This is a genomic window from Kitasatospora sp. NPDC127067 (assembly GCF_042724755.1).
Lineage (GTDB): Bacteria > Actinomycetota > Actinomycetes > Streptomycetales > Streptomycetaceae > Kitasatospora > Kitasatospora lactacystinica.
This window is the reverse complement of sequence record NZ_JBHXEM010000023.1, coordinates 83,060-94,770: the sequence shown is the minus strand read 5'-3', so window position 1 is coordinate 94,770 and position 11,711 is coordinate 83,060. Positions and strand designations below refer to the sequence as shown.

The 11,711-nt window shown below is 74.4% G+C and carries 8 protein-coding genes; 6 read left to right on the top strand and 2 right to left on the bottom strand.

Going from position 1 to position 11,711, the window contains the following annotated elements:
• Window positions 1-194: 194 nt before the first annotated feature.
• The 3 genes from ACFWJ4_RS13170 (at window position 195) to ACFWJ4_RS13160 (ending at window position 3,474) form a co-directional block, all read left to right on the top strand.
• The gene (locus ACFWJ4_RS13170) at window positions 195-1,505 is read left to right on the top strand and encodes an MFS transporter (protein WP_380542845.1); all 1,311 of its coding nucleotides are present in this window, start codon (window positions 195-197) and stop codon (window positions 1,503-1,505) included.
• 127 nt (window positions 1,506-1,632) lie between these two features.
• Window positions 1,633-2,250, top strand: coding sequence for a hypothetical protein (locus ACFWJ4_RS13165; RefSeq protein WP_380542842.1), 618 nt, complete (start codon window positions 1,633-1,635; stop codon window positions 2,248-2,250).
• 495 nt (window positions 2,251-2,745) lie between these two features.
• Complete coding sequence (locus tag ACFWJ4_RS13160; protein ID WP_380542840.1) at window positions 2,746-3,474, top strand: DUF4097 family beta strand repeat-containing protein; 729 nt, start codon at window positions 2,746-2,748, stop codon at window positions 3,472-3,474.
• A gap of 153 nt (window positions 3,475-3,627) precedes the next feature.
• On the opposite strand, the gene ACFWJ4_RS13155 is transcribed toward ACFWJ4_RS13160, so the two are convergent.
• Window positions 3,628-3,822, bottom strand: coding sequence for a hypothetical protein (locus ACFWJ4_RS13155; RefSeq protein ID WP_380542837.1), 195 nt, complete (start codon window positions 3,820-3,822; stop codon window positions 3,628-3,630).
• A gap of 545 nt (window positions 3,823-4,367) precedes the next feature.
• On the opposite strand from ACFWJ4_RS13155, the gene ACFWJ4_RS13150 reads away from it, so the two are divergent.
• Window positions 4,368-7,166: an AAA family ATPase gene (locus tag ACFWJ4_RS13150; RefSeq protein WP_380542834.1), complete on the top strand. Its 2,799-nt coding sequence runs from the start codon at window positions 4,368-4,370 to the stop codon at window positions 7,164-7,166.
• 132 nt (window positions 7,167-7,298) lie between these two features.
• The gene (locus ACFWJ4_RS13145; protein WP_380542831.1) at window positions 7,299-7,727 is read left to right on the top strand and encodes a hypothetical protein; all 429 of its coding nucleotides are present in this window, start codon (window positions 7,299-7,301) and stop codon (window positions 7,725-7,727) included.
• 196 nt (window positions 7,728-7,923) lie between these two features.
• Here ACFWJ4_RS13145 and ACFWJ4_RS13140 read toward each other — a convergent pair whose 3' ends face one another.
• Entirely contained in the window at window positions 7,924-9,537 is a 1,614-nt protein-coding gene (locus tag ACFWJ4_RS13140; RefSeq protein WP_380542828.1) for a tannase/feruloyl esterase family alpha/beta hydrolase, read from the bottom strand.
• Window positions 9,538-10,011: 474 nt separating this feature from the next.
• On the opposite strand from ACFWJ4_RS13140, the gene abc-f reads away from it, so the two are divergent.
• Window positions 10,012-11,646 (top strand): ribosomal protection-like ABC-F family protein, encoded by a 1,635-nt coding sequence (gene abc-f, locus ACFWJ4_RS13135; RefSeq protein WP_380542825.1) that lies wholly within the window; start codon window positions 10,012-10,014, stop codon window positions 11,644-11,646.
• The last annotated feature ends 65 nt before the right edge of the window (window positions 11,647-11,711 follow it).

The window sequence follows — 11,711 nt, the reverse complement described above, 5'->3', positions numbered from 1 at the left end:
CGGCCGGGCGGGGCGGGGCCGGGCGGGGCGGGGCGGGGCGGGGCGGGAACCCGGCCGGATCCACCGAAGCCCACCGGACACTCCGGACACCGGTGGATGAGCCCGACACCCCTCCCGACACGGACAGTTCGGGACACCTCAGGCAGTTCGGAAACCGCCCGAACGACCCTCCGCGGACATGACATACTGCGTCGGTGACCTCAGCCGACCTGGCCGCGAAGCCCTCGAAAAGCCGTCCTCAACTGGGCCGGAAGTTCCACCTGCTGTGGTCCGCGTCGGCGATCTCCTCGGTCGGCGACGGCATGCGGGACTCCGCCCTGCCGCTGCTGGCGGTGGCCGTCTCCGACTCCCCCGGCGCGGTCTCCGTGGTCTCCGTCGCCGCGTCCCTGCCCTTCCTCCTGATGTCCCTGTACGGCGGAGTGCTCGCCGACCGGGCCGACCGGCGACGGCTGATGTGGACGATCGACGCGGCGCGCGCCGCCGTCGTCCTGGGCTTCGCCTGCTGGATCTTCGTCGCCGACCCGCCGCTGGTCGCGCTCGCCGCACTGGCCTTCCTGCTCGGCTGCGGCGAGACGGTCTTCTCCAACGCCGCCACCTCGGCCGTCCCCGAGCTGGTCCGCCCCGACCAGCTCGACGCCGCCAACGGCCGGATGCAGGCCAACATGCTCGTCGGCGGCAACCTGATCGGCCCGCTGCTCGGCTCGGCGCTGTTCGCCGTGGCCGCCGCGGCCCCCTTCACGGTGGACGGCGTGTCCTTCGCGCTCGCCGCCGTCCTGGTCGCCGCCACCGGCCGCTCCACCGCGCCGCGCACCCGGGCCGACCGCCGCCCGGTGCTCACCGAGATCCGCGAGGGCGTCGACTGGCTGCTCCACCACCGCGACGTGCGGATGCTCGCCGTGTTCTCCACCCTCGGCGCGCTCGCCTGCTTCATGGGCACCACCATGATGGTCCTGATGGTCACCAGGGTCATCGACGCACCCGCCGCCGCCTACGGCATCGTCCTCGCGGCCGGCGCCATCGGCGGCACCGCCGCGAGCACGCTGGCCGGCCGGCTCAGCCGGCTGCTCGGCCGGGGCACCCGGATCGCCCTCGCCTTCCTGCTGATGGGCGTCTCGCTGATCCTGATGGGCCTGAGCACCTCGGTGGCCGAAGTGGCCGTGCTGTACGGCGTGGTCGGCTTCGGGATCGTCACCTGGAACATCCAGGCGATCTCGCTGCGCCAGCAGGCCGTGCCGAAGGAGCTGCTCGGCCGGGTCAACAGCTGCTACATGCTGCTGAGCCGCCTCGGCATCATGGCCGGCGCCGCCCTCAGCGGCTGGATCGCCTCCGCCGTCGGCATCCGCACCCCGCTGCTGATCGGCGGCGGCCTGCTGCTCGCCCTGCTGGTCGCGGTGCTGCTCCTGCTCCCGCGGATGGCCGCGCTGGAGGCCGTCCCGGCGGGCGCCGCGTCGGACTCCGGCGCCGGCGTCGAGGCCGGGTCCAGGTCCGGGTCCGAGGCCGAGTAACCCCGGTGCCGGAAGGGCGGCTTTCGCGTCCTCCCACTCAACGGCCCCTGCCGGCCGGTATGGTGACCCGAGGGGTGGCGCCGGGAAGACTGGTCGGTGCAGAGCACCGCATGCCCTGAGGAGAGCCGTGAACGCCAACCACCCCACCGCCGCGGACCGGTCGACCGCCTCCGACTCCCCCGATTCCTCCGCCGCCTTCGCTGCCTTCGCTGCCTCCCGCGCCGAAGCGCCGCCCGTCGGCCTCGGACCCCTGGTGCGGATCGACGGCGGCTGGTTCATCGGCGACCACGAGAGCACGGCGCACCTCGCCGTGCTCCCCGGGGGATTCGAGCACCGCGTCGCCGGGCGGGATCCGTTCCTGGTGCCGTGGGATCGCCTGATGAGCCTGCAACTCGGTTTCACCCGCGGCCGGTTCCCCAGCACGCCGGTCGGCGGCCTCCTGAACTCGTCCGACGGCGCGATCGGCGCCCACGGCTCCTGCCTCAGCGCCATGGTCCGGCACCCCTACGACCTGTGGCGGCCCCGGTTCGTCCACCACGGGTGGTGGTACCCGGCACCCGAGCTCACGGTGCTGCGCCAGCTGCTGGGGGACATCGTCGACCTCGGCCACGTCGAACGGCTCGGTGACGACGCCTGGCTGACCTCGGCCGTCGAGGAACTGGCGGCGGACCGCCACCTCCGGAAGTGGCGGACCGGAAAGGCCGTCATGGAAGGCGTGAAGGAGATCATCACCCGCGGGGCGTAACCTTCGCCCGGAGCCCCGGACTCCCCATGGACAGGTCAATCCGTTGTCCGTAGAATTCTTCTGACAGGTCGACAGATCGGGGTGCCGTGACGGCGCAGCCCCGGTCGGCCCGTACCGGGTGATGCGGCAAGGCCGCAGCCCCCGACGCCGAGCCGGGCGCCGGATCGCTCCCCCGTCGATCCGGCGCCCCTCCGCCCGAATGTCGCGCACAGGGCACGTCGCACCACCCACCGGGACCGCGATCTCGCCGCCGCTTCCGAGGGCCTCTTCTCCTCCTGCGAACGTCCCGCTTGCTTCGGGCGCCGCTTCCGTCAGGCCTCGCCCTGCGCCGGTTCGCCGGTGATCCGCGGGCCCGGCGTCCCCGAGGTGGTGAACTCCCCATCCTGGGAAGGGGGTTAGCCCCATGGCCGATGACTTTCGCACCGGGATAGCGTCGATCGGGTCCGCCCCGCGACGGGGCCCGTTCAGGAACGCCCTCCAGATCCGGGGAATGACATGCGCCAGCAGTCCGGCCGTCTCGCGTCCTTCGTCGTCCTCGCGGCCGCCGTGGGCGGTCTCAGTGCCTGCGGATTGGCTCCCGACAACAACTTCGACGACGACGCCGCGGTGAGCGGGACGATCACCGCGGTGAAGCTCGACACCACCTCCGGCGGCGTGACCCTGCGCGGCAAGGACGGCCTCGACAAGGTCTCCGTGCACCGGTCGGTCAGCTACAAGAACGACAAGCCGGGCGCGACCAGTCGGGTCGAGAACGGCGTGCTGGTGCTCGGCGGCTGCGGCCAGCACTGCTCGGTCACCTACACCGTCGACGTCCCCGCGGGGCTGCCGGTCAGCGGCCGGACCTCCACCGGCGCGGTCAGCCTCTCCCGGGTGGGCGCCGTGCAGGTCTCCACCCACTCCGGGGCGGTCGACCTGGACGGGGTGAACGGCAGCACCGAGGTGACGACCACCAACGGCGCCATCACCGGGCGCGGACTGAACGGCGACCGCATCCGGACCGAGACCCACAACGGCGCGATCGACATCACCTCGACCAGGCCGCAGGACGTCTCCGCGTCGACCTCCAACGGCGCCATCACCCTGCTCGTGCCGGCCGCCACGTACAAGGTGTCCGCGAAGAGCGACAACGGCCACCAGGACATCGGGGTCTCCGACGACCCGTCCGGCCGGTACCGGCTCACCCTGAGCACCGGCAACGGGCGCATCACGGTCAAGCAGGCCTGACGATCCCCGCGGCGTACTGCCGCCCGGCGGTCGGCCGGGCGGCAGCAGCCCGTCGGCGTTCCGGGCGAATCCGGTGGGGCTCCGATCCTCGTCGCGAGGAGGCCCCTTCGCACGAGGCCGACAGCAGCGGTGCCGAGCCGCCGGCCACCGGGGTCACAGGCCCAGGTCGACGGCCAGGCAGTTGTAGAAGTTCCAGGAGCTCTCGGGGTTGTACGCGGCGTTCGCCGCGCCGCCCGGGCCGCTCGCCGCCTCCTCGGTCATGTCCTCGAAGCGAATGCGCTCGGGAAGGGTGCCGAAGCGGGCGCACCGCGCCTCGGCGGCGGGGTCGCCCGCGGGCTGCTTGCTCATGGCCACTCTCCAGACCGGCGGTCACGGACGGCGCCCGCACGGCGCCGGGGACGACCTTCAGGGTGCACCGTACATCGTCACCCGTCAAGACGGTGATGACATCTGGGGCAAAACACCCGCGCCTCACACGTGCCTGGCCGATTCCGCACTCCCGACACCTTATTGAAGATGCAGGGATCCGCCCCGCCCCATTTCCAACCTCCTTCCAGAGTCCATGAGTTACCGGGCAGTCCCGGCGTGACGACGCGGCGCGGCCTCCCCTCGGGCGCCGCACCCTTTTCCGCCCTTCGGGCGTCACCATCTTGACAGGTGACGATCGGGCACGGCAGTCTCATCACCCGTCAAGGCGGTGATGGCTTCGGTGCTGCCGACCGCCCCTTGCGGGCCGCCGCCCGCGCCACCGCCCACTGACGGCCCGCCCCGCACCCGCCCCGCACCCGCCGCCCGGCACCGTCACCCGGCGGTGCCGGGCACGGGCCTGCGCAGGGGCCGACCGCGGGGCGCGCCGCGCCGGACGGACCGACAGGAAGGGGACGCGGGGCCACGTGGAACCGATCAACGGGAGGATCGTCGGCCGCGAGCACGAGCAGCGGGTGCTGTCCGGATTCGTGACGGCCGCCGAGGGCCGCTCCCTCGTGCTGCGGGGCGACGCCGGTGTCGGCAGGAGCACCCTGCTGGAGCACGCCGCCGGGCTCGCCGCCGACCGGAACCACCGGGTGATCAGGGCGTGCGGCGCGGAGGCCGAACGGGAGCTGCCGTTCGCGGGCCTGCACCAGTTGCTGCACCCGCTGCTGGTCGACCTCGGCCGACTGGACGACGTCGACCGGGCGGCCCTCGACGTCGTGTTCGGCCGCGGCGGAGGGCCGTCGCCCTCGGTCATGGCCCTCGGCGTCGCCGTCCTCGGCCTGCTCTCCCGCGCGGCGTCCCGGCAGCCCCTGCTGCTGGTGCTCGACGACGGCCAGTGGCTCGACGGCCCCAGCAGCGAGGTGTGCGGGTTCGTCGGGCGGCGCCTGACCGTGAGCCCGGTGAAGCTGCTGGTCGGGCTGCGCTCCGACGTGCCCTGCGACTTCGACCGGGCCGCGCTGCCGCCGCTGCCGGTCGGCGCGCTGTCGGGGCCGGCCTCGGAACAGCTCCTGACCCTGCGCCATCCCGGCCTCGACCCCCGGATCCGGCGGCTGGTCCTGGACGAGGCCCGGGGGAACCCGCTGGCCCTGGTGGAGCTGCCGCCGCAGGTCCTGCGCACGGCCCCCGCGCTGCCCGACGGCCGGGCGGCGGGCGGCCGGCCGGAGCTGCCGGGGTGCGCGGGCGTCCCGCTGCCCCACCGGCTGCGGCACGTGTACGGCGCCCGGATCGGCGCACTCGGCGAGGCCGTCCGCGCGGAGTTGCTGCGTGGCGCCCTGGACGGCGTCGCCGCGGGCGCGGTGCCCGGCCGCGCCCTCCGCGCGCACTACCGGATGACGGGCGCCGAGGCCGCCGCGGACAGCGGGCTGCTGGACGTCGACCCGTTCAGCGGCGAGTTCGTCTTCCGGCACCCCCTGGTGCGGTCGACGGTCGTCCAGCTGGCGACTCCCGGTGAGCGGCGTTCGGCGCACGCCGTGCTCGCGCGGGTGCACCACGAGGACCCGGAACGGCGCGCCCTGCACCTGGCGGCCTCGACGGTCGGCCCGGACGAGGCGGTCGCGGCCGCGCTGGAGAGCGCCGCCGGCTCGATCACCCGGCGCGGCGGGGCGGTGGCCGCGGTGACCTGGCTGACCCGGGCCGCGGAGCTGAGCGGGAGCCGCGCGGAGCGGTCCCGGCGGCTGGGCGACGCGGCCTTCGTGGCCGGTCACGCCGGCCTGCTGGACCGGGCGCGGCAGCTGGCGCGCTGCGACGGCGCGTCCGGCGCGGGCGCCTCCCCGGCCTCGGTGCTCGTGTCGGCGTACGGCGCGCTCCACGAGGACGGGGACGTCCGGTCCGCGCGGCGCCAGGTCCTCGCCGCGATCGAGGGGATCCGCGACAGCGGTGCGCACGAGCCGACCGAGGCGCTCACCCGGCTGGTCGACCTGCTCCTGACCGTGAACCGGTACGCCGCCGACGAGGCCGGGTGGGAGCGGACCCACGAGCTCCTCGCCTCCCTGGGCGACCTGGTGCCGCCGACCTCCCGCCTCTGCCAGGACGCCTGGAGCGACGTGGTCCGGCGCGGTGCCGGGGTGCGGGAGCGGGTGGAACGCGCGTTCGCCGGCCCGGACACACCGCAGCCCTGGGACCTGGCCCGGCTGTCGGTCGCCGCCCACCACGTGGACGCCCTCGGCCGGTTCCGGCCGCACCTGCGGCGCGACGCCGAGCGCGAGCTGCGGACCGGGGCCGTCACGGCCGGCCTGACCATGCTGCACCTGATCATGCTCGACCAGCTGGCCGCCGGGGAGTGGGACGAGGCCGAGCGGACCGGGGAGCGCGGCCTGGAACTGGCCGCCGCCCACCAGCAACCGCTGTTCGCCCACCAGACCCGCGCGCACCTCGGCCTGCTGGCCGCGATGCGCGGCCGGGCCGACCGCGCGCGGGAGCTCCGGGCCGACGTCGACGCCTGGGCCCGCCCCCGCGGCGTCGGCCTCCTCACCCAGCTCGCCGACGCCGTCGGCGCCGCCGCCGCCCTCGCGGCCGGCGACTACGAATCCGCCTACCTGCACGCCACCGCCATCACGCCGCCCGGCTCCTTCGCGCCCTGCGCGCAGCAGGCCTCCCGGACGCTGCTCGACCTGGTCGAGGCGGCCCTGCACACCGGCCGCCGCGAGCAGGCCCGCCGGCACGCGCTGGCCGCCCGGGAGGCCGGCCTGCCCGGCCTCTCCCCGCGCCTGGCCCTGGTCACGTACGGCGCGCTCGCCATGACCGCCACCGACCCGGCGGAGGCCGCCGAGTGGCGCCGCCGCGCCGAGGGCCACCCGGCGGCCGGCGCCTTCCCGTTCGAGCTCGCCCGGATCCGCCTCGCCCACGGCGTCCGGCTGCGCCAGGCCCGGGGGCGGAAGGCCGCACGGTCGTCGCTGACCTCCGCCGCGGAGGCGTTCGAGCGGCTCGGCGCGGCCGGCTGGGCCGAGCGGGCCCGGGCCGAACTGCACGCCACCGGCGCCTGCCCGCCGGCCTCCCCGGCCCACGGCGCGGCCCGTGTCGCGGCCCTGACCTGGCAGGAGCGCCGGATCGCGGACCTCGCCGCGGGCGGTCTGACCAACAAGGAGATCGGCCTGCGGACGCGGCTTTCCCCGCGCACCGTCGGCTCCCACCTCTACCGGGCGTTCCCCAAGCTCGGGATCACCTCCCGCGCCGCCCTGCGCGACGCCCTCGACCGGATGCCCGCCGCCCCGGACGCGTGACCCCGCCGTACGGCGGCGGCCCCGGGCCCCGGGCGCTCCCTCTTGGATCGTCACCACCTTGACAGGTGACGGAGGTGCGTGGAAATCTTGCGTCACCGGTCAGAGCAGTCACTTTTGATGAGGACACCCACCATGGCAGTCGTACGGTTCCATCTCGTCTCCGCGCTCGGCACGGAGGACGTCCTGGCGGTGCTGACCGACTTCGGCCCGTCCCGCGCCGAGGCCTGGCCGAGCATCGACGCCGAGCACTTCGAGGTCCACGCGCTCGGCGACACCTGGGCCGAGGTCACCGAGGGCACCTCCGCCGCCTGGGAGCGCGCCCGCTACGAGTGGGAACCGGGCGGCGACACCGTCACCGTCACCACGCTCGACTCCAAGCTCTTCGGCCCCGGGGGCGGCTGGGTCTTCCGGATGACCCCCGAGCAGGACGGCACCCGGGTCGACGTCGAGCTGACGCGACAGCCGAACACGCTCAAGGGCCGGATGCTCGCCGCGCTGCTCCCGGTCGCCGCTCCCCCGGCCCTGCGCAAGTCCTTCGCGGGACCCCTGCGGGTCAAGTGACCCCGCACCGAAGGGGCCGACAGCACCGGCTGTCGGCCCCTTCGGCATGCCCCCGCCGGTACGGGCCGGCACGGACCCGGGGACGGACGGAGGCGACCCGGGGGACGGCCGCCCGAGGAACCGCCCGGCCGCGCCCCGCCGCGCAAAAGGCCCGGCCCGCGCCGTCGGGCGCGGGCCGGGCGGGCACCGGAGGGGATCAGTGCCCGGAGGGAAGGACGCAGCGGAAGCTGGAGGCGGCGGCCGGGTCGCCGTGGCCCCGGTAGCGGGACACCTCGGGGTAGCGGCACAGGTCCCGGGCGACGCTCCGTCCGGCCGCGTCGATCAGCGTGGCGGGCAGGGTCCGTGGCGCCCGGCCCCGCTCGACCCAGGCCGTCAGGGCGGCGAGGTCGTCGACGGTCCCGGCACCCTTGTTGAGGCCGCAGTGGGCCGCGCCCGGGGCGAGGAAGAGACGGTAGAAGTCGTCGACCCGCCCGGTGCCGCCCATCGTCCGCTCGACCTGCCGGCGGTACTCGACGGTGCCCTGGGCGGGGATGAACTGGTCGGCCTGGCCGTGCCAGGTCAGCAGCTTGCCGCCGGAGTCGCGGAAGACGGACAGGTCGGGGTCGTCGGTTCCGATGACGCCGCCGTACTCGGCCCGCGACTGCTCGAACAGCCGGGTGAACTGGTCGTAGGTGATCGTCGAGACGTCGAACGACGGCTGCTTCTTCAGCCAGGTCGTGGCCCACAGCCGCGGCACCGGGAACGGCGCGCCCTTCACCTGGCCGTTCGTGTCGGGTGCGGTGCCGGCCAGCCCCGAGAGGTCGGCGCCGACCGGGACGCCGGACCAGAGCCTGCGGCCCGAGGCGGTGCGCGGACCGTCCCAGATCTTGCGCACCACGGCGGCGTCGGCCGCGGTGACGGTCAGCTCCTTCCCGTCGCAGACCACCGTGGTGCCGATCAGCCGGCGCGGGTCGAAGTCGCACCGCGAGGCGTCGTTGACCAGGTTGTCCCTGGCTCCGTCGAGCGGGTCGCAGGCCGCGACGGCGGCATCGCTGAAGGCCTTGAACTCGCAGGCGGACGGGTAGGTCTTCTCGTTGTTCATGACCACCTGCGGCCACAGGGTGGCGACCTCGAACCGGTCCCAGCCGACGGCCGGCGCGTTCGCGAGGATGCCGTCGAAGTCGTCGGGGTAGCGCTGGGCCTCCATGTAGCCCTGGCGCCCGCCGGTGGAGCACCCGTTGAAGTAGGAGTAGGAGGCCTGCCGGCCGAAGTGCGCGGCGACCACCTGCTTGCCGACCGCCGCCGCCTCGTGCTGGGAGCGGGACGCGAGGTTCTCCAGCAGCGCCGCGTCGACCTCCCCCTTCGCGTTCAGCGCCCAGCCGACGTCGATGGCGTCGGCCAGCCCGCCGTCGGTGGTGGTCGCGGCGTACCCGTTCCTGACCGCGGTGCCCATCCCGACGCCGTTGTCCCCGGCCGCGAAGGCGCTTCCGCCGAGCGCCTGGAAGCGGCCGTTCCAGCCGCTGACGGGCAGCCAGGTCCGCACCGCGGCACGGTCGCCGTCGCCGGGGTGGGTCAGGGTGACCGTCACCTCGCAGAAGGCCGGGACCCCGGTGACCGTGCCGCCCACCACCCCGGTTCCGTCGATGGTGCCGCCCTCCCGGCTCGCCGCCGTCACGGACTCGACCCTCGTACCGGCGGGGGCCCGCACCGCCGGAGCCGAGCAGCCGGACGCCGCGGGCACGGAGCCGTACGAGGGCTCCGCGGCCGCCGTCGGCAGGTTCACCGCGGCCAGCGCCGCGCCGGTCGCGAGCACGATCAGGAATCTCTTCATCGGTATCCCGTCCAGGAAAGCGTGGGTGTGCGCCCGGTCGCGGCGGGTTCACACGTGTGCACCCGGTCGAGCCGCCACTCGATGTCGTCACCGGTTCAACTGGTGACGATGCTGGCACGGCCGCGCGGGCCTGTCAACGAGACCGGCGCCGGGGCCGCGACACCCGGGCCGGGGCGAAAGCGGCCACGGCGAAGGGCAGTTGCCGGTCGACACCCACCGGGGCGCACACCCGTCCGGCCATCCGGCCGGCCGTCGGCTCCTGCTACAGTGGCCGTGACCTGTAGTCGTGTGATCGAGGAGTGGCAGACGTGGCGGGTGACGACGACATCTCCGGGTGAGACCCGGATCTGACGGCCACCGGCCGGTGCTTCAGGAGCGCCGCCGAGGTGGTCGGCTTCGTCGTACCCATCTTCCGCACGTCTGCCCAGGGCAGAGGTCCATCTTCCTGCCCTCATTCCCTTCGAGGTCATCCCCATGTCCGACGCTGCCGTCGTCTGCTCCAACGTCTCCTTCGCCTGGCCCGACGACACCCCGGTCTTCCACGACCTGTCCTTCACCGTGCCCGCCGGCCGGACCGGCCTGGTCGCCCCCAACGGCTCCGGCAAGAGCACCCTGCTCAAGCTGATCGCCGGCGAACTCAAGCCCGCCACCGGCTCGGTGACGGTCACCGGACGGCTCGGGTACCTCCGCCAGAGCCTGCCCCTGACCTCCGGCCTCACCGTCGCCGAGGTGCTCGACATCGCCCGGATCATCCGGGCCATCGACGCCGTGGAATCCGGGGACGTCGACGAGCGGCACTTCACCACCATCGGCGACGACTGGGACATCGAGGAGCGCACCCGCGCCCAGCTCGACCGTCTCGGCCTGGCCGACCTCACCCTGGACCGCAGCCTGAGCACGCTCAGCGGCGGCCAGATCGTCTCCCTCGGCCTCGCCGCCCAACTGCTCAAGCGTCCCGACGTGCTGCTGCTCGACGAACCGACCAACAACCTCGACGCGCACGCCCGGCACAAGCTCTACGACGTGCTGGAGGACTTCAACGGCTGCCTGCTGCTGGTCAGCCACGACCGCGCGCTGCTCGACCGGATGCAGCACATCGCCGAACTCGGCAACGGCGAACTGCGCTTCTACGGCGGGAACTTCACCGCGTACGAGGAGTCCGTCCGGGCCGAGCAGGAGGTCGCCGAGAAGAACGTCCGCAACGCCGAACAGGAGCTGAAGCGGGAGAAGCGGGAGATGCAGCAGGCCCGCGAACGCGCCGATCGCCGCCAGAGCAACGCCGCCCGCAACCTCAAGAACGCCGGCCTGCCCCGCATCTTCGCCGGGAACATGAAGCGCGGCGCCCAGGAGTCCGCGGGCCGGGCCGGCCAGATGCACGCGGCCCGGGTCGGCGAGGCCAAGGCCCGGCTCGACGAGGCCGGGCGCGCCCTGCGCGAGGAGCAGCGCCTCTCCCTGGAACTGCCCGACACCCAGGTGCCCGCCGGACGCAACCTCTTCCTCGGCGAGGGCCTGCAGGTCCGCCACGCCGGCCGGCCGGTGTTCGCCGAGGGCGGCGTCGACCTGAGCGTCCGCGGCCCCGAGCGCATCGCGCTGACCGGGCCCAACGGCGCCGGGAAGAGCACCCTGCTGCGCCTGGTCACCGGCGAACTCGCCCCGGACAGCGGGGAGATCAAGCGCAACGACGGGCGGATCGCCTACCTCTCGCAGCGCCTGGACCTGCTGGACCTCGACCGCACCGTGGCGGAGAACTTCGCCGCGTTCGCCCCCGAGCGGCCCGAGACGGAGCGGATGAACCTGCTCGCCCGCTTCCTCTTCCGCGGGGCCCGGGCCCACCTGCCGGTCGGGGTGCTCTCCGGCGGCGAGCGGCTGCGCGCCACCCTGGCCTGCGTGCTGTGCGCGGAGCCGGCCCCGCACCTGCTGCTGCTCGACGAGCCGACCAACAACCTCGACCTGGTCAGCGCCGGCCAGCTGGAGAGCGCCCTGAACTCCTACCAGGGCGCCTTCCTGGTGGTCAGTCACGACGAGCGCTTCCTCGCCGAGATCGGGGTGAACCGCTGGCTCCGGCTGGCCGACGGCACGCTGAAGGAGACCGGGGCGCCCGCGGTGTGATCCGCCGACGTGCGACGCGGCCCGCCGAGGCACCGTGCCCGGCGGGCCCACCACCCCTCACCTCG

Excerpts from the sequence above, each read along its gene's own strand:
- ACFWJ4_RS13160 (WP_380542840.1), top strand. The coding sequence starts at position 2,746 with ATGCGCCAGCAGTCCGGCCGTCTCGCGTCCTTCGTCGTCCTCGCGGCC.
- ACFWJ4_RS13155 (WP_380542837.1), bottom strand. The coding sequence starts at position 3,822 with ATGAGCAAGCAGCCCGCGGGCGACCCCGCCGCCGAGGCGCGGTGCGCC.
- ACFWJ4_RS13145 (WP_380542831.1), top strand. The coding sequence starts at position 7,299 with ATGGCAGTCGTACGGTTCCATCTCGTCTCCGCGCTCGGCACGGAGGAC.
- ACFWJ4_RS13140 (WP_380542828.1), bottom strand. The coding sequence starts at position 9,537 with ATGAAGAGATTCCTGATCGTGCTCGCGACCGGCGCGGCGCTGGCCGCG.
- abc-f (WP_380542825.1), top strand. The coding sequence starts at position 10,012 with ATGTCCGACGCTGCCGTCGTCTGCTCCAACGTCTCCTTCGCCTGGCCC.